General features: G+C 61.3%; 17 protein-coding genes and 1 riboswitch. Of the genes, 11 read left to right on the top strand and 6 right to left on the bottom strand.

From position 1 onward, the window contains the following. Positions 1-31 precede the first annotated feature (31 nt). The 4 genes from ACN9MY_RS22095 (at position 32) to ACN9MY_RS22080 (ending at position 5,677) form a co-directional block, all read left to right on the top strand. A complete protein-coding gene (locus ACN9MY_RS22095; RefSeq protein WP_426318628.1) occupies positions 32-1,036 on the top strand; it encodes a chemotaxis protein CheB in 1,005 nt (334 codons plus the stop codon). After that, a complete protein-coding gene (locus ACN9MY_RS22090; RefSeq protein ID WP_426162682.1) occupies positions 1,026-1,940 on the top strand; it encodes a PAS domain-containing protein in 915 nt (304 codons plus the stop codon). Before ACN9MY_RS22095 ends, ACN9MY_RS22090 begins: the two co-directional genes overlap by 11 nt. Further along, positions 1,937-3,469 (top strand): PAS domain-containing sensor histidine kinase, encoded by a 1,533-nt coding sequence (locus ACN9MY_RS22085; protein WP_426336158.1) that lies wholly within the window; start codon positions 1,937-1,939, stop codon positions 3,467-3,469. Before ACN9MY_RS22090 ends, ACN9MY_RS22085 begins: the two co-directional genes overlap by 4 nt. A 126-nt stretch (positions 3,470-3,595) precedes the next feature. Further along, complete coding sequence (locus ACN9MY_RS22080) at positions 3,596-5,677, top strand: S46 family peptidase (RefSeq protein WP_426337653.1); 2,082 nt, start codon at positions 3,596-3,598, stop codon at positions 5,675-5,677. 60 nt (positions 5,678-5,737) lie between these two features. Here ACN9MY_RS22080 and ACN9MY_RS22075 read toward each other — a convergent pair whose 3' ends face one another. Then, positions 5,738-6,205: a hypothetical protein gene (locus ACN9MY_RS22075; protein ID WP_426162680.1), complete on the bottom strand. Its 468-nt coding sequence runs from the start codon at positions 6,203-6,205 to the stop codon at positions 5,738-5,740. Positions 6,206-6,427: 222 nt separating this feature from the next. On the opposite strand from ACN9MY_RS22075, the gene pnuC reads away from it, so the two are divergent. From pnuC to ACN9MY_RS22055, 4 genes are all read left to right on the top strand, one after another. Continuing rightward, on the top strand, positions 6,428-7,045 hold the full coding sequence (gene pnuC / locus ACN9MY_RS22070) for a nicotinamide riboside transporter PnuC (protein WP_426162678.1): 618 nt from the start codon (positions 6,428-6,430) through the stop codon (positions 7,043-7,045). Continuing rightward, positions 7,042-7,557, top strand: coding sequence for an AAA family ATPase (locus ACN9MY_RS22065; protein WP_426336157.1), 516 nt, complete (start codon positions 7,042-7,044; stop codon positions 7,555-7,557). The genes pnuC and ACN9MY_RS22065 overlap by 4 nt, the downstream gene beginning before the upstream one ends. Positions 7,558-7,560: 3 nt before the next feature. After that, positions 7,561-8,265, top strand: coding sequence for a hypothetical protein (locus ACN9MY_RS22060; RefSeq protein ID WP_426336156.1), 705 nt, complete (start codon positions 7,561-7,563; stop codon positions 8,263-8,265). Between the two features lie 481 nt (positions 8,266-8,746). Beyond that, positions 8,747-9,262: a hypothetical protein gene (locus tag ACN9MY_RS22055; protein ID WP_426336155.1), complete on the top strand. Its 516-nt coding sequence runs from the start codon at positions 8,747-8,749 to the stop codon at positions 9,260-9,262. 42 nt (positions 9,263-9,304) lie between these two features. Here the strand turns inward: ACN9MY_RS22055 and ACN9MY_RS22050 are convergent, their stop codons facing one another. Together ACN9MY_RS22050 and ACN9MY_RS22045 are read right to left on the bottom strand one after the other, a co-directional pair. Next, positions 9,305-11,395 (bottom strand): TonB-dependent siderophore receptor, encoded by a 2,091-nt coding sequence (locus tag ACN9MY_RS22050; RefSeq protein ID WP_426336154.1) that lies wholly within the window; start codon positions 11,393-11,395, stop codon positions 9,305-9,307. A 73-nt stretch (positions 11,396-11,468) separates the two neighbouring features. After that, a riboswitch (TPP riboswitch) is annotated at positions 11,469-11,567 on the bottom strand. A gap of 7 nt (positions 11,568-11,574) precedes the next feature. Then, positions 11,575-12,738: an iron-containing alcohol dehydrogenase gene (locus ACN9MY_RS22045; RefSeq protein WP_426336153.1), complete on the bottom strand. Its 1,164-nt coding sequence runs from the start codon at positions 12,736-12,738 to the stop codon at positions 11,575-11,577. A 125-nt stretch (positions 12,739-12,863) separates the two neighbouring features. Here ACN9MY_RS22045 and ACN9MY_RS22040 point away from each other — a divergent pair, with 125 nt between their 5' ends. The 3 genes from ACN9MY_RS22040 (at position 12,864) to ACN9MY_RS22030 (ending at position 14,158) form a co-directional block, all read left to right on the top strand. Further along, positions 12,864-13,166, top strand: a complete 303-nt coding sequence (locus tag ACN9MY_RS22040; protein WP_426162672.1) for a ferritin — start codon at positions 12,864-12,866, stop codon at positions 13,164-13,166. Between the two features lie 109 nt (positions 13,167-13,275). Further along, positions 13,276-13,734: an Imm26 family immunity protein gene (locus ACN9MY_RS22035; RefSeq protein ID WP_426336152.1), complete on the top strand. Its 459-nt coding sequence runs from the start codon at positions 13,276-13,278 to the stop codon at positions 13,732-13,734. Positions 13,735-13,744: 10 nt separating this feature from the next. Beyond that, entirely contained in the window at positions 13,745-14,158 is a 414-nt protein-coding gene (locus ACN9MY_RS22030; protein WP_426336151.1) for a GFA family protein, read from the top strand. Positions 14,159-14,164: 6 nt separating this feature from the next. On the opposite strand, the gene ACN9MY_RS22025 is transcribed toward ACN9MY_RS22030, so the two are convergent. The 3 genes from ACN9MY_RS22025 to ACN9MY_RS22015 form a co-directional block, all read right to left on the bottom strand. Then, entirely contained in the window at positions 14,165-14,563 is a 399-nt protein-coding gene (locus tag ACN9MY_RS22025) for a VOC family protein (protein ID WP_426162668.1), read from the bottom strand. A 105-nt stretch (positions 14,564-14,668) separates the two neighbouring features. Next, positions 14,669-14,995: an EthD family reductase gene (locus ACN9MY_RS22020; protein WP_426162667.1), complete on the bottom strand. Its 327-nt coding sequence runs from the start codon at positions 14,993-14,995 to the stop codon at positions 14,669-14,671. 15 nt (positions 14,996-15,010) lie between these two features. Next, positions 15,011-16,270, bottom strand: coding sequence for an RNA polymerase sigma factor (locus ACN9MY_RS22015; RefSeq protein WP_426336150.1), 1,260 nt, complete (start codon positions 16,268-16,270; stop codon positions 15,011-15,013). Positions 16,271-16,326: the final 56 nt, after the last annotated feature.

Below are 16,326 nucleotides of genomic sequence, written 5' to 3'. Positions count from 1 at the left end.
CATTTCCTTGCCGCACTGGCATCATGGTGGAATGACTAACCCCTTGGTTTCATCCGATCCGGACTCCAGCGAAACGCTACGGCACCGACAGGCGGTGCAGATCGTCGGCATGGGCGCTTCTGCCGGCGGACTGGATGCGATTTCCGAGTTCCTTGCCTCCATGCCCACGCGTACCGGCATGGCGTTCATCGTCCTGCAGCACCAGGATCCGTCGCGCCGCGGCCTGTTGCCGGAGCTGCTGCGCCGTATCACCAGCATGGAAGTATGCGAGATCGCCGAATCGATCGAAGTCCGGCCAGACCATGTCTATGTGGCCCCGCCCAACCACGAGCTGGCCTTTTCCAGCGAAAAGCTGATGCCGGTGGAAACGGCCGAAGCCCACGCGCGCTACCCGATCGATTCCTTCTTCCGTGCACTGGCTGCCGAAAAAGGGCAGGCTGCCGCCGGCGTGGTGTTCTCCGGCATGGGTACCGACGGCACGGCTGGCTTGCGCGCGATCCAGGAAGCCGGCGGGGTGACGCTGGCGCAGGAACCCAATTCCGCCAAATTCGACTCGATGCCGCGCAGCGCCATTACCGCCGGCGTGGCCGACTTTGTCGCGCCGCCCGGCGCCATGCCGATGTGGCTGTGCCAGGTGCGCTCGGTGCCGCACGGCGGCGCCCACGGTGCGGCGCGTGCGCGGCGCCAGGCCTTGCGCGAGCTGATGTCGCTATTGCAGCGGCATACGGGCAACAACTTCACCGAGTACAAGATGAGCACCGTGCTGCGCCGCATCGAGCGCCGCATGAAGCTGCACCAGCTTGACGCCCGGCAGCTACAACGAGTTGTTTACCCCGGTTCCGGGCTGCGGACGCATTTACCGCCGGCTCGATGCCAGCACGCAGCGCGTGGCGAATTACTTTCCCACCAAGATAGCAAAGACCGCGCAACCAAGTTCCATCGAAGTTACGACCATGACCATGAATGGCAATATCCAGACACAAGTAGAACACCTGCTGCACAAAACGCATACGCCGGCGGCAGTCATGATCAATAGCGATGGCGACATCCTTTACATCCACGGCCGTACCGGCACTTACCTGGAGCCTGCTTCCGGCCGCGCCAACTGGAATATCCACGCCATGGCGCGTGACGGCCTGCGCTACGAGCTGGCGGACCTGATCGAACGCGCCAACCGCAGCGAAAGCACGGAATCGGTGCGCGAGCTGTTGTTCAAGGATGGCGTGTCCTCGCTGCTGGTCGACATGACGGCCGAAGTGGTGCGCGAAGACGGCCAGTCCGGCCACAACCTGCTGGTGACTTTCAATGCAGCGCCGATGCCGGCCCGCAGGAGCGGCAGCCGCGGCGCCGATCCGCGCCCGCAGGAGCTGGAGCAGCAACTGACCATGGCGCGCCTGGAATTGCAGGCCGTGCGCGAGGAACTGCAGTCGACCAACGAGGAGCTACAGTCGACCAACGAGGAACTCACCACCTCGAAGGAAGAAATGCAGTCGCTGAACGAGGAGCTGTACCCCGTCAACGCCGAATTGCAGTCCAAGGTGGACGACCTGTCGCTGGTCAACAGCGACATGAAGAACCTGTTGCACAGTACCGATATCGCCGTGATCTTCCTGGACAGCCAGATGAATATCCGGCGCTACACCAACCAGGCCACCCAGCTGTACAAGCTGATCGCCACCGACCTGAATCGCCCGCTGAGCGACATCGCCAACGACCTGGTCTACCCTGACATGGGAGACGATGCGGCCGAAGTGCTGCGCTCCCTGGTGTTCTGCGAGCGCCAGATCCCGACCCGCGACGGACGCTGGTTCATGGTGCGCATCATGCCGTACCGTACAGTGAACAACGTGATCGACGGATTGGTGCTAACCTTCGTCAACGTCACCGAACTGAAACTGCTGGAAGCGCGTTTAACGCCTGAAGGAGGTAGCACCAAATGAGCCGCACCGACGCCCTGCGCCAATGGCATGAGCTGCAAGTCAGCCAGCTGGAACTGGAAGTCCAGAGTGCCGCCCTGGCGGAGCTCGAGCGTCAGAAACGCGAGGTGGAGCAGGGCCTGCTGCGCTACGCTGGCTTGTTCGACCAAGCGCCAGTCTGTTACCTGGCGCTGGCGCGCGACGGCATGATCGCCGGCGCCAACCGCGCGGCCGAAGTGCTGTTTGCCATGCCGCTGCAGGACTTGCCTGGACAGCCGGTGGAACGCTTCCTGGCGCCGCACTACCAGCCCGGCTTGCGCCAGCTGCTGGCCGGCTTGCGCGCCGACGGCGCCAGTGCGTCCATGGAGGCGCAACTGTTTGAAGGCATTGGCGGTGGGCAGGTACGCATCGAGGCCAACCTCGATGACGCGGGGGAGGCGATCCGCATGGTGATCGGCCTGGCGCGTTCGCGCGAACAGAACGATGCGGCCCTGCGCCGCGCCTTTGCGGTGCTGGACAATCTCGGCGAGGGGGTGGCGCTTGCCGATGCGGATGGCGTAATCGTGACCGTAAATCCTGCATTTTCCGCGATTAGCGGGCTCACCGATGAGGTCGCGATCGGCCGCGATCTGGCCACGCTGTGCGGCCCCGACGCCGTGCTGACAGCTTTTGACGGCCGCCGGTGGCAAGGTGAACTGACGGGGCGTCGCCCGGACGGCGGCGACTACCATGCGACCCTGTCGCTGCGCGCCCTGGCCGGGCCGGATGGCGGCGTGGCCGGCGTGGTGGCGGTGCTGTCCGATATCAGCCGCCGCAAGCAGGCCGAATCGGCGCTGCAGGACCTGCACCGCAACCTGGAAACCCGGGTGGTGCAGCGCACCGCCGAACTGCTGCATGCCAACGGCCAGTTGCGCCAGTTGTCGGCCCATATGGCGGCGGTCAAGGAAGAAGAACGCAAGCGCATCGCGCGCGAAATCCACGATGAATTGGGACAGAACCTGCTGGCGCTGAAGCTGGACATCGCGCAGCTGAATGAACGCATGGGCGGGCGCCAGACGCGCTTTGCGCGTCGGGTCGCCTCGGCGCTGGACAATGTCGACGCGACCCTGCGCAGCGTGCGCGGCATCATGAATGAGTTGCGTCCTTCGGTGCTGGACCTGGGGCTGGCGGCGGCGCTCGAATGGCTGGTCAACGATTTTCGCCATCGCAGCAACCTGCATTACGAACTGGAGCTGCCCGGAGAGGCGCAACTGGCGGCCATTGGCGGCGAAACCGGCCTGGTGCTGTTCCGCATCGTACAGGAATCGCTGGTCAACGTGCTGCGTCACTCGCGCGCCAGCGTGGCCACCGTGCGCCTCTGGGTAGAAGAGGGCGTGGTGCTGCTGGAAGTGGAAGACAATGGCATCGGCATCGCGCCGTCCTGCCGCGAGCGGCCCGGGTCCTTTGGCCTGATCGGCATGCAGGAGCGCGCCGACGCCCTGCATGGCAGCTTTACCCTGAATGAATACGAAGCCGGCGCGGGATGCTGCGTGACGGTTCGCCTCCCTTTGTAAGCAAAAAGTCAATAGCCCTGCACGCCGGGAACGCATATACTGCCGGTGCTTTTATACGTTCAGGGGACTGATTTGACTAAAAAACTCGCACTTTCGGCAGCATTGCTAGCAGCATTCGCTCCCGCCATGGCCGACGAAGGCCAATGGCAGCCGCACCAACTGCCACAACTGAAGGCGGAACTGAAACGCATCGGCATCACCATCCCGGCCGAACGCCTGGCCGACCTGTCCAGGCATCCGATGAGCGCCATCGTGTCGCTGGACGGCTGCTCCGCGTCGTTCGTATCCCCTGACGGCCTGGTGGTCACCAACCACCACTGCGCTTACGGCGCCATCCAGCGCAATTCAACCGCTGAAAAGAACTATATCGCCAATGGCTTCCTGGCCAAGACCCGCGCCGAAGAGCTGCCGGGCGGCCCGACCACGCGCGTCTACGTGACCGACAAGGTGGACAACGTGACCGCGCGCGTCAACGATGGCCTGGACAAGCTGGCCGGCAAGGATCGCAACGCCGAAGTAAAAAAGCGCATCAAGGCGCTGATCGCCGAGTGCGAGACCGACAAGAACTACCGCTGCTCCGTGCCGGCCTTCCACCGCGGCGCCGAGTACTACCGCATCCGCCAGATGATGATCAAGGACGTGCGCCTGGTCTACGCGCCGCCTGAATCCATCGGCAACTACGGCGGCGACATCGACAATTACGAATGGCCGCGCCACACCGGCGATTACTCCTTCCTGCGCGCTTACGTGGGCAAGGACGGCAAGCCGGCCGACCCGTCGCCGGACAACGTGCCTTACAAATCGAAGGACTTCCTGGTGGTGTCCGCCGAAGGCCTGAAGAACGGCGATCCTATCCTGCTGGCCGGCTATCCAGGCCGCACCAGCCGCTACAAGCTGCCGGTCGAGATCCGCTATGCGCGCGACCTGAGCTACCCGGCCATGGTGGCCGACTACCAGGCCGACCTGGACGCCATCGCAGCCGCCACCAAGGGCAAGGAAAACGACGTGGTGCGCTATGCCAGCGTGGTCAAGTCGATCAACAATCGCATGAAGAAGACCCAGGGCCTGCTGGACGGCTTCGCCCGCAAGGACATCGCTGCCATCAAGGACAAGCAGGACGCCGAATTCCGCGCCTGGTACGGCAAGCAGCCGAAATCTTCGCAGGCCATGCTGGCCGAACTGGATGCCGCCATCGCCGCAGACATGGAACTGAGCGACGACGAATTCGCCTACGGCGTGGCGACCTACAGCGACCTGCTGAAATCCGCGCGCACCCTGTATCGCCTGGCGCTGGAAAAGCAGAAGCCGGACGCCGACCGCGAATCGGGCTTCCAGGAACGCGACCTGGCCAACATCAAGGCGCGCCTGAGCCGCCTGGAGCAGTCGCTGGTGGCATCGGTCGACCAGGCCCGCTACGTGGCCGGCCTGCAGCGCTACGCCAAGCTGCCGCCCAAGGCGCATCCGCAGTGGCTAGATAACCTGACCCCGGCCATCGCCGACGTGCCTGCCATGTACCAGAAGTCAGGCCTGGCCGATACCGCAACCCGCTTGGCCTGGATGGACAAGGCGCCGGCCGAATTCGAGCAGTCCGCCGACCCCTTCATCAAGCTGGCCGTGCGCATGCACGGCGCGGCCATGGTGCTGGAAGAGCGCCGCAAGGAAGTCGACGGCAACCTGGAGAAGATCATCCCGCAGTACATGGGCGCGGTGATCGCGTGGAAGAAATCGCAGGGCAAGCCAGTCTACCCTGACGCCAACTCCACCTTGCGCGTGACCTATGGCACCGTGTCGGCCTACCCAGGGCGCGACGGCATTACCAAGGGGCCGTTCACCACGGTGGAAGGCATCCTTGAGAAGCACACCGGCAAGGAGCCGTTCGACGCGCCACAGTCGCTGATCGATGCGGTCAAGGCCAAGCGCTATGGCCAGTTCAAGGACCCGGTACTGGGTACCGTACCGGTCGACTTCCTGTCCTCGGCTGACACGACCGGCGGCAACTCCGGTTCTGCCGTCATGAACAAGCGCGGCGAACTGATTGGCCTGAACTTCGACTCCACTTACGAGTCCATCACCAAGGACTGGTATTTCGACCGCGACATCACGCGCGCCATCCACCTGGATGTGCGCTACATGCTGTGGGTCATGAAGGAGGTTGACCATGCGGACAACCTGCTGAATGAAATGACGATCAAGTATCCGCAGAAGTAAGCAAAAAAAGGGGCTCGTAATGAGCCCCTTTTCGATTTGGAGTAAAACTCTTAAACGCTCTTAGGCGCTCTTATTTCCTCTTGTTCGACCTTGTTTGCTCTTAAATTGAGGCGTTTTCTTGCGCAGGCTCATTGCCTGTTTCCATTCCCCTTCATTCGGAAAACGAATCCATATCGTTGCCCACGCGTTGCGAAATGCACCGCCGACTCGATTGACAAACTGAGCTGGCGAAACGCATTTGCCCTCAAAGAGCAATTCACGTCCTTCGACATGTGCGAGATAGCTTGTGCGCTTGTAGACGTTTCGTAGTGTTGTCCCGTCGGGAAGGAATACGTTCTTCCATTGATAACCATCCAGGGTCGATGCGGCGCGCCTGGACTGCGCCGTCACGAATCCTTCCATCCAGGTGTTGATCGCCTCGTCGACGATCTCGAACATTTCCTGTTTCAGGCCATGCGTGTACATAAAATTTCCGAGGCCTTGGTATGTCTCAAGTGAGGCTGGCAAGCTGAAGAGCACTTTGGTCATGGCATCCTCCTTCTTTCAAAAAAGCATGCAGACTTTGACCAATTTAAGAGAAAAAAAGTTCAAATAAGAGGTTCTAAGTGTGGATAAGAGCGAATAAGAGTTTCCCTCTAAATCGCGACCCCCATACTACTGCTGCCTGAAGGTGATTCTAAAATTGCAACTTCTTGGTTTGGCTAGGACTCCTGCTCATGGCATAATCCCGCGTCACCCAAACGCAAACCCATGAACGAAACCATTTCCCTGTTCGGCCTTGCCACCACCACGCCACTGGAGCTGGTGTCGTTCGTGCTGTCCGTGCTGACCGTGTGGCTGAACATCCGCCAGAACCACTGGGCCTGGTTGTTTGCCATCCTGTCATCCGCCATGTACGGCGCGGTGTTCTTCGGCGCCAAGCTGTATGGCGACATGGCGCTGCAGGGCGTGTTCATCACGGTTTCGATCTGGGGCTGGTACCAATGGCTGCACGGGAACCACGGGAATCAGCTGGGGGTGTCGACCCTGCACACGCGCGGCCGAGTAGTGTGCGGCGTGGCCTGGCTGGTGGGCTTTGGAATCCTGGCCTGGTTCCTGCGCCGCTTTACCGACACCGACGTGCCGAATGCAGATGCCTTCCTGACCGCCGGCAGCCTGGTCGGCCAAGCCCTCCTGTCGCGCAAGAAGATCGAAAACTGGCACGTCTGGATCATTGTCGACGTGCTGTACGTCGCGTTGTACGTGCATAAAGGCCTGATGCTGACGGCCCTCCTGTACGGCATGTTCGTCGCCATGGCGATTGCCGGCCTGCTGGCTTGGCAGGGCAGCAGCAGCGACCAACCGGAAGAAGCAGTCGTCTGGAAATGAAGCAGCCATACCGCGTCGCCATCATCGGCGCTGCATCCTCCGGTAAGACCACCCTGGCGCAAGCGCTGGCAGAGCGCTACGGCGCGGTCTGGGTGCCCGAATACCTGCGCGAATTCTGCGACGCGCGCCAATGCGTTCCCGTATCGAACGACCAGTTCCACATTGCCACCACCCAGGTGGCGCGGGAAGATGCCTTGGCTGCACAGAGCGGCCGCTTCCTCTTTTGCGACACCACGCCGCTGATGACGGCGGTCTACAGCATCCATTACTTCGGCGGCATCGACGAGCAGCTCGCAAGTCTCGCATCGTCGCGCCAATACGACATAACCCTTGTCTGCAAACCCGAATTTGCCTGGATACCTGACGGACTTCATCATGAGGAGCAGGATGTCAGCGGTATTATTGATGCGATCCTGCTCGATGAATTGGCCCGGCGCGGCGTACCGTACACGCGCATCTCGGGCAACCTCGATGAACGCCTGAAGCAAGTAGCTCAACTCCTGGGGGATTGAAGCATGAAAAAACTGCTCGCGTTGGCCGCCATGTTCCCCTCGGCGGCGTTTGGCGAGACCGGTTATTACATGGTCACCGTTTACGACGTAGAAGGCCAGGCTTCAATCGACTACAAATACTGGAACGCCCACTACAAGAATTCGCGCAACACCGCCAGCCCGGAGATCGGCATCGGCTATGGCGTAACGTCGCGCTGGTACACCGAACTCACCACGCAATGGTTTCAACGCAACGGGCGGCAAACCCGCAACACCGGCGTCGAATGGCAAAACGACTTCCTGCTGACCCAGGGCCAGTACGACGTCGATGTCGCGTTGCACACGCTGGTGGAGCGTGCCCGGCGGAGCGATAACGGCTACTACGTGGAATTCGGACCAGTCCTGCAAACGCAGATCTGGCGCACCCAGTTGAACTTCAACGTGTTCTTCCAGCGTGAGATGGACAACGGGAAGCAGAACGAAACCGAACTGGCCTACCAGTGGCAGGTGAAACAACGCTGGAAGCGCTGGTTCTCTCCCGGCCTGCAAGGTTTTGGCGAAGTAGGAAAGTGGAACAACTGGCTGCCGTCGAAAAAACAATCGCACCGCGCCGGCCCGGCATTCTTCGGCGAAGCGGGCCGCCTCAAATACGAAGCGGCCTACCTGTTTGGCAAAAACTCAGGACGCGCAGCCAATTCCTTCTCGATGCGTGCGCAGTACCTGTTCTGAACTGCGCCCATCGCAGATTGCCGACAGGGGGCACTCATCCTTTTCGGAACGCGCTATGGAGTTCCTGCGCCGAAAGTGAAGGGGGCGGGCGCGCCCCGTTCGCCGACAACGTGAGCGGCGACTTTTATGTGGAGGCGGGTTGCTGCACTGCGTGTGGAAAGCCTTTTACCGTGGACCCTGATATATTCTCGTACGCGTCCGATGGGCATTGTTATGTGAGCAAGCAGCCATCGAACGCCAATGAGCTTCGGAGAATGATCGAGACCTTTGAGGTGCAGGGCGTTAGGCTTGTTGCATTAGGTAAGGGCGATCGATGCGATGGTCTTGATCGAGGCCTGAAGCTGTTTGAATGAAGAGGTAAGGGCAGACCGATGGGGCCACGCAATTCAATCTTAGGACTTCCAGGCTTTGTCTCCGCCACATTTCGCGCTTCCCGAATGGTTGGCAGTAGTCGGCCTTTCAAAACAAATTGGACCCTAGCATGAGCGTATCAGAAAGCCGCCGTATTGAGGCAATTCATCACTTGAATCTCCCACTTACCGTAAAGGATTTCCTTGGCGCGCTCGACGCCCCTGCGGGCATGCGAGACCTGTTTAATTGCCCCTACTACTTCTATTCGCAAGGAGCCCCAGATTACCCAGGAAATTGGGAGGACTTGGCACACAGAACGCTTTTGCCGTTATGGGAGCACGGGGAGCTGGTTTTCGCAGTTGATATTGCACTGAATGAACCTGAGTACATCTCGTTTTATTTGGAGCGTCCAAGCGAAGTCACCTCGTACGGTTCGTCCATTTATCGTGCACTCTTCGAAATGATAAATCTTCACGTCTGGGAGTACGGTGGGGAGGAAACTGAAGTTCTCGAGGCCAAACACTTCGCTGCGCGCCTTGAGTTCCCGAACCTCGCGCACCTCCTTGAGATGATCAGCAATGTCGACACTTCGCAAGAAGAAATCGATGCATATCTGTCCGACTCCGCAGTTCTTCCGTTTGGTTAAGCGGAGCGCGAGCCGCCTTGGACCCGGCTCCGCATTGCCAATTTAGAAGTCTACCTGCGCCGACAGCTGGAAGGTGCGAGGCGAACCAGGGAACAGGTAGCCGCCCAGCTCCGGCGTCACATCGCGCCAGTAGAATTTGTCGAACGCATTCTTCACCTGCGCGCGCAGGATCACCGTCGAACCGCTCACGCGTGTTGCGTAAGAGCCGCCCAGGTCGACCACGTGGTAGGAAGGCACCATGCTCTTGTTCTCCTGGTCGAACGCCTTACGGCCGGAGAACCTCCAGTTCGCATTCAGCTTCAGGCCAGGCACTTCGGCCACAGCGTAATCAGCCCACACAGTGGACTTGAAGTTCGGCACATTGGTCACGCGCTTGCCATCGAGTTCGGCCAGGCCGGTGTCTTCCTGCTTCGCGCGGATGGCCGCCATCGAAGCACCCAGCAGCAGGTCACGAGTCACCTTGCCTTGCGCAGTAAATTCCAGGCCGCGATGACGTTCCTGGCCGCTGCGCACGAATGCGTTGGAAACCGGGTCGGTAAACTCCAGGCCCTGATCGATCTGATACAGCGCGGTCGACAGGGAGATGCCGTTGATTTCAGCCTTCGCGCCCAGTTCCACCTGCTTGGACTTGCCCGGCGCCAGGGCGTGCGGATAGTTGGAAGTGCCGAGTGGGGCTACGCCACCGTACTGCAGGCCTTGGGCGTAGTTCGCATAGTAGGACAGCTTGGCGGTCGGGCTGAATACCAGCGACACATTCGGCAGCCAGAAATTCTCGCGAACCGGGACCACGTCAACCTCATTGCGGCGCAGGGAAGCGTAACGCACGCCGGCATGCAGCGCCAGCTGATCGGTCAGGCCGATGACATCCTGCACAAAGGCGGAACGCTCATGATCATTGCGGCGCTCGGAAACCGGGCCAACCTGCTTGTCGGTCATTGGCACTGCAACTGGGTGATAGATATTGCTGACGCCTGCTTTCTCGTATACGTAATCGCCCCAGCTCTCGTGGTTGCTGAAGAAGGACAGGCCGGCAGCCAGTTCATGGCGAATCGAACCGGTCGCGAAGCGGCCATTCAACAGCGCCTTGGCAGACAGCGGCTTCTTCTTTTCACCAAGGCTGCGGTAATCGTAGACATCGTAGTCACCATTGGTGCAATAGCCTGGCCACAACAACTCGTTCTCACAGCCGTATGGGAAGGCCGTGTAGTCATCGCGCTTGAAGCGATGCTGGTTGGCACTCAGGGTGGCCTTCCACTCAGGCGACAACTGGTACTGGAAATTCACGCCGATATTGCTGGATTCAGTCTCCACCGGCTTGGCCCACGGCTGGTCATTCAGGAACGTGTCAGCATCGACCACCGGCAAGTTGGTGCCGCCGATCAGCTGGAAGCCTGGCGCCGACTTCTGCGACTTCTTCTGGTAGTCGGCATCGATCTGCAGCAGCGCCTGTGGGCTGATGCGGAAATCGAAAGCGCCGGACACGAAGCTGCGATGGCCGTCAGCGCCCTTGATGATGGAGCGCATGCGCTCACCTGCAGCATTGAAACGGTAGCCGAATCGGCTATCTTCGAACCGGCCGCCCAGGTCCACCGTGCCCAGCACGGAACCACGCTCGCTCACTTTGAACTGCACGGAACGCAGGTTGTTCTCGGTTGGACGCTTGGTCACGTAGTTCACTACGCCGCCTGGCGCCGCGACGCCTTGCTGAAGGCCGGCCAGCCCGCGCAGCACTTCGATGCTTTCCTTGTTCTCCAGCGGGATCTGGGTATCGCCGGAAATCGGATGGCCATCCTTGCGGTAGGAGTTGGCGTTATTCAGCTTGAAGCCGCGAATCGAGAACTGCTCGGCATAGCCAACGGCGTTGTACGCGTCACCGATGCTGGCGTCGTACTTGACGGCGTCAGTGGTAGTGCCGATGTTCAGGTCTTGAATCTGTTCGCGAGTCAGTACGGTGACGGAAGCAGGCGTCTGCAGCAAGGGCTGGTCGCTGAAACCGGCCACGGACGCGCGTTCGGCGGCCACGCGGTTGGCGGTAATGACCACTTCGGTCATTTTCTGGTCCTGCGCATGGGCGGCAGGGGCGAAGGCGGAAGCAATGGCCAGTGCGGCCAGTGTGAGGCGAGTGCTATTCATGTTTGTGCTCAAGCTGTACGTTATGCGCCAGCGGGAGAGCACGAGGGTGAGAGCAGGCCCCGGGGCTGCGGGCCTTCAACCATCTACGCTTTCCTTCGCTGGCATTATCCAGATCAGGTTCGGAGGGTATTTCTCACCCCGCGCACATGCGCGAGGACCCCTAGCGAGGCGGTATTGTACTACAGGCTCAGTTGCAGCGCCTTGCGCACGTCGGCAGGCGTGATATCGCGGCGTTCGCCCAGGCCCGTCAGGCCGGCAGCTTCCATGGCAGCGACGGTGGCGTCGATCGCTTCCGCGCCCAGGCCGTAGCCGGACAAGCGGGTCGGCACGCCCATCTGCTCGAAGAAGGCGCGCGTGTTGCCGATGGCCGCGTCGATGCGCTCATCGTCGGTGCCCTTGCCGGCATGCAGGCCCCAGACACGTTCGGCATACTGCAGCAGCTTGCCGCGCTTGGCTTCGCGCCGAATCTGCAGGATGCCCGGCAGGACTATCGCCAGCGTCTGCGCATGGTCGAGGCCAAACAGCGCGGTCAGTTCGTGGCCGATGCCGTGGGTTGCCCAGTCCTGCGGCACGCCGACTCCGATCAGGCCATTCAGCGCCATGGTGGCGGTCCACATGATGTTGGCGCGTACTTCCACGTCGTCCGGGCGCGCCAGCACTTGCGGGCCCAGTTCCAGCAGCGTTTGCAGCAAGCCTTCGGCAAAGCGGTCCTGTACCGGCGCATTGGCCGGGTAGGTCAGGTATTGTTCGGTGGTGTGGACGAAGGCATCGACCACACCGTTGCCGACCTGGCGCAGCGGCAGGGTCAGGGTCTTGGCCGGGTCCAGCACCGAGAAGCGCGGATAAACATGCGGGCTCATGAAGGCGCGCTTTTCCTTTGTCTCGGCGCGGCTGATCACGCTGGCGCTATTCATTTCCGAGCCGGTAGCCGGCAGGGTCAGTACGGCGCCAAAGGGCAGGGCAGCCTTGATCACTTTGCCGCCGATTTTCAGGATGTCCCAGGCATCGCCGTCATATGCCGCCGCCGCGGCAACAAATTTTGTGCCGTCGACAACAGAACCGCCGCCTACAGCCAGCAGGAAATCGATGTTTTCGCGGTGGATCAGCTCGACTGCTTCCATCAAGGTTTCATAGCGCGGATTTGGCTCGATGCCGGAGAACTCGAGCACGGTGTGATCTGCCAGGGCCGCGCGCACTTCGTCGTACGTGCCGTTCGACTTGATGCTGCCGCCACCGTAGAGCATCAATACGCGTGCATTGGAAGGAATATGTTTTGCCAAGGAGGTAATTTGACCCACGCCGAAGATGACACGGGTTGGATTGTGGAATTCGAAGTTTTGCATAGTGCCCGGCATTATCGCGCAAATCTCGCCCATCCGTGCGACACCCCGCCAAGCGCCTTGCTACACTTGAGAAATCCGCGCCGCAGGCTGACAATGCGTGTACCCGCATGTCTAAGGAGAGTGAGATGACACAGGAACACGTGGTCGAGCCGCGCGACTATTTGAATGCCCAGGTGCTGGACATGCACCGGGCGCTAACGTCGTTGAGCGAGAAGATCGAGATGCTGGATTTGCAAAACCAGCGCATCGAAACGTGCACCGACCCCGAGCTGAAGCTGGTCATGGCCAGCCACCGCGATTCCACGCGCAAGCAGATCGCAATGCTGCTGGAATGGGTGCGCCGGCGCGACCCGAAAATGGACAAGGAAATGAAGGAAGCGCTGTTCAAGGCGGGACCGATCGCCGCGCAGTACCACTATGGTGATTAAAGTCGGGGTCAGGTCTGGCAATCGGACACGGGCTCGACCGTAGGCGTCGCCTACGGTCGAGCCCGTGTCCGATTGCCAGACCTGACCCCGACTTCGAGAAAGGAAGTCGATGAAGTTGCAGCCGTACCGGGAGGGCAGCTGGTTTGCCATCCCGCTTAGAAATGGCGGCTATGCCACCGGACTGGTGGCTCGCCTGTCACCGCAAGGAAAGGTCATGCTGGCCTACCTGTTCGGGCCGACCCACTGGACGCTGCCGACCCTGGCGGACGTGCAGCAGCTGAAGGCGAACGATGTGCTGAAGGTGATCCGCACCGGCGACATCGCGTTGGCCAACGGGCGCTGGCCGGTGATCGGCAATACCATCGGCTTCCAGCGCATCGACTGGCCGGTGCCGATGTTCATCCGCCGCGCCGATGCCTTGAAGCGCGCCTGGCAGGCAACCTACGGCGACGATCCGGCCAAGCCGGAGCGCGAAGTGTCCGTGCCATACGACACGGAGGGGTTGGAGAGCGATTCGCTGTTTGGCTACGGCTCGGCGGAACTGCTCATGACCAAATTGCTGGAGTAGGGAGATCCCTATGTACACGGGCGGCTGTTTTTGCGGCGCAGTGCAGTATGAAGCAGACGCGCCGGTGTTGAATTGCACCTGGTGCCATTGTTCGATGTGCCGCCGCCTGTCCGGCGCGCCCAGCGTGGCCTGGTTCAGCGTACCGCGCACCCAGTTTCGCTATGTGCGCGGCAAGCCCGCCATCTTCCATTCCAGCCCCGGCGTGACGCGCGAATTCTGCGGCGTCTGCGGCACCCACCTCACCTTTGCCGATGACAGCACGCCCGGCGAACTGGACATCACCACCGCCAGCCTGGACGATCCCGAAGCACTGCCGCCGCAGGACCACACCTTTGCCGATAGCCGCCTGCACTGGGAGCCGATCTGCGACGACCTGCCGCGCTACCGCCGCACGCGCCGCGATGGCGCTCTTGAACGCGCCTAGTCGCTGTCAGGCTTCCGGCGCCACCCACACCAGGTTCCACAGGTGGCCGTCAATGTCCTCGAAGCCCTGGTCGTACATGAAGCCATGGTCCTCCGGCGGGTGCGGCGTGCGGCCCCCGGCGGCAATGGCCTTGGCGATGAGGGTGTCGACTTCTTCCCGGCTTTCGCAGCTCAGGCAGATGACCATTTCATTGGCTTCCTTGGCCTGCGCGACGGGCTTGCCAATCAGGGACTTGAAGAAAGGTTCGGTCGTCAGCATGGCCTGGATTGTGTCGCCGACGACGTTCATGAATGCCGCGTTATCGCCGCTGAATCGTGCATTGAACGTAAAGCCGAGCGCGGAAAAGAAGGCCTTGGACTTTTCCAGGTCCTTCACTGGCAAATTGAGGATGACTTGTTTTTTCATGGCGTTTCCTTGATTGATGTGGAACGGTAATTCGGTGCTGCATCCTGACGACGGATGGCGGGGCACAGAATCGACACGCTGATGAAAAAACCTCTTTTCCTTGAATCAGGCCTCTGAACGCTCCACCACCACTTCACTGATCTGAAGCACGGGTCGAATATCCGTGTAATTCGCGATGTCGCTCCAGATCTCCTGCGCGTGCGGCGCGCGGGCTGCCTGGTAGGCTTCGACAGAGGTGCAGACGAAATCGCACTTGGCCACATAGACGGGGTCTGTGCCCGGAGCGCCGCCTGCAACGCCCTTGTCCACCGTGTAATACAGGCACGCTGCGCCGAGCCGCTGTTTCACCATTGGCATATGCTTCTCGCGGTAGTAGGCGTGATCGAATCGCGCATCTGCGGCATATGGGTACATGACACTAACTTTGATCATCGGGTTCTCTCCTGTTCAACCGCAGGCCGCGGCGCGTGTCAGCAATAGTTGGCGCTCCTGCTCATTTTGCGTAAGCTTCGCGGCGCGTTCGAATTCGAAACGTGCCTCAGGCAGGCGGTTCAGCTTGAACAGGAAGTCGCCCCGCACGCTTGGCAGCAGGTGGTACTGCTTGAGCGCCGGTTCGTCGACCAATTGGTCCACCAATTCCAGCCCCACCTCCGGCCCATAAGCCATGGCCAGCGCCACCGCGCGGTTCAATTCCACCACCGGCGAAGGCGCGCGTGTCGCCAGCGCCAGGTACAGGTCGGCGATCTGCTGCCAGTCGGTGTCTTCGGCCCGGCGCGCGCGGGCGTGGCAGGAAGCGATGGCGGCCTGCAGCACGTATGGCCCCGGCACCCGATTCAACGCTTGCGCGCGCTGCAGCGCCGCCAGCCCGCGCCGGACCAGCATCTGGTCCCAACGCGTGCGGTCCTGCTCCAACAACAGCACCGGCTTACCCTGCGCGTCTGTGCGCGCACGCGACCGCGACGACTGGATCTCCATCAGCGCCACCAGCCCGTGCACCTCCGGTTCGCCTGGCACCAGCTCGGCCAGGATGCGCCCCAGGCGCAGCGCCTCGTTGCACAGGGCGGGGCGCATCCAGTCGGCGCCCGCGCTGGCGGAATAACCCTCGTTGTAGACCAGGTAGATCACCTGCAGTACCGCGGCCAGGCGTTCTTCCAGCTCGGCGCCACGCGGCACTTCGAACGGCACCTTGGCATCGCCCAGGGTGCGCTTGGCACGCACGATGCGCTGCGCCACCGTCGATTCGGACGCCAGGAAGGCGCGTGCAATTTCGTCGGTCGTCAGGCCGCCCAGCAGGCGCAAGGTCAGCGCCACGCGCGCTTCCATGGTCAGCACCGGGTGGCAGGAAATGAAGATCAGGCGCAGCAGGTCGTCCCCGATATTGTCATCGAGCTCGCGCTCGAGGTCCGGCGCGGCGTCCTGCAGCAAGCCTTCGATTTCGTAGGTCAGCTCGGGCTCTTTCTCGTGCACCAGCTTCTGGTGGCGAAGGTAGTCGAGCGCCCTGTTCTTCGCCGCCTGCATCAGCCAGGCGGCTGGCCGGTCGGGCGTGCCGTTTTCCGGCCAGGTCTCAAGCGCGCTGACCAGCGCATCCTGCGCCATTTCTTCCGCCAGTGCGACGTCGCGCAGCATGCGTGTCAGGACCGCGATGATCTTCGCTTCTTCGATGCGCCAGACAGCGTCGATGGCGCGGTGGATGCTGTTGTCGTTCATCCAGCTACTTTACCATCACGGCAGTGATGGCGTGATAAACTCGGCAACTTTTCCAA

Origin of the sequence: Pseudoduganella sp. R-31, from assembly GCF_049913235.1 — a bacterium.
GTDB lineage: Bacteria > Pseudomonadota > Gammaproteobacteria > Burkholderiales > Burkholderiaceae_D > Rugamonas.
The sequence above is the reverse complement of the archived record's forward strand: the minus strand, read 5'-3'. Positions and strand labels throughout refer to the sequence as shown.

What these genes read in the sequence shown, in the direction of transcription:
- ACN9MY_RS22065 (WP_426336157.1), top strand. Translation starts at nt 7,042, where the DNA reads ATGAAGCAGCCATACCGCGTCGCCATCATCGGCGCTGCATCCTCCGGT.
- ACN9MY_RS22030 (WP_426336151.1), top strand. Translation starts at nt 13,745, where the DNA reads ATGTACACGGGCGGCTGTTTTTGCGGCGCAGTGCAGTATGAAGCAGAC.
- ACN9MY_RS22055 (WP_426336155.1), top strand. Translation starts at nt 8,747, where the DNA reads ATGAGCGTATCAGAAAGCCGCCGTATTGAGGCAATTCATCACTTGAAT.
- ACN9MY_RS22085 (WP_426336158.1), top strand. Translation starts at nt 1,937, where the DNA reads ATGAGCCGCACCGACGCCCTGCGCCAATGGCATGAGCTGCAAGTCAGC.
- ACN9MY_RS22075 (WP_426162680.1), bottom strand. Translation starts at nt 6,205, where the DNA reads ATGACCAAAGTGCTCTTCAGCTTGCCAGCCTCACTTGAGACATACCAA.
- ACN9MY_RS22080 (WP_426337653.1), top strand. Translation starts at nt 3,596, where the DNA reads ATGGCCGACGAAGGCCAATGGCAGCCGCACCAACTGCCACAACTGAAG.
- ACN9MY_RS22040 (WP_426162672.1), top strand. Translation starts at nt 12,864, where the DNA reads ATGACACAGGAACACGTGGTCGAGCCGCGCGACTATTTGAATGCCCAG.
- ACN9MY_RS22090 (WP_426162682.1), top strand. Translation starts at nt 1,026, where the DNA reads ATGATCAATAGCGATGGCGACATCCTTTACATCCACGGCCGTACCGGC.
- ACN9MY_RS22035 (WP_426336152.1), top strand. Translation starts at nt 13,276, where the DNA reads ATGAAGTTGCAGCCGTACCGGGAGGGCAGCTGGTTTGCCATCCCGCTT.
- ACN9MY_RS22060 (WP_426336156.1), top strand. Translation starts at nt 7,561, where the DNA reads ATGAAAAAACTGCTCGCGTTGGCCGCCATGTTCCCCTCGGCGGCGTTT.
- ACN9MY_RS22020 (WP_426162667.1), bottom strand. Translation starts at nt 14,995, where the DNA reads ATGATCAAAGTTAGTGTCATGTACCCATATGCCGCAGATGCGCGATTC.
- ACN9MY_RS22015 (WP_426336150.1), bottom strand. Translation starts at nt 16,270, where the DNA reads ATGAACGACAACAGCATCCACCGCGCCATCGACGCTGTCTGGCGCATC.
- ACN9MY_RS22045 (WP_426336153.1), bottom strand. Translation starts at nt 12,738, where the DNA reads ATGCAAAACTTCGAATTCCACAATCCAACCCGTGTCATCTTCGGCGTG.
- ACN9MY_RS22095 (WP_426318628.1), top strand. Translation starts at nt 32, where the DNA reads ATGACTAACCCCTTGGTTTCATCCGATCCGGACTCCAGCGAAACGCTA.
- pnuC (WP_426162678.1), top strand. Translation starts at nt 6,428, where the DNA reads ATGAACGAAACCATTTCCCTGTTCGGCCTTGCCACCACCACGCCACTG.
- ACN9MY_RS22050 (WP_426336154.1), bottom strand. Translation starts at nt 11,395, where the DNA reads ATGAATAGCACTCGCCTCACACTGGCCGCACTGGCCATTGCTTCCGCC.
- ACN9MY_RS22025 (WP_426162668.1), bottom strand. Translation starts at nt 14,563, where the DNA reads ATGAAAAAACAAGTCATCCTCAATTTGCCAGTGAAGGACCTGGAAAAG.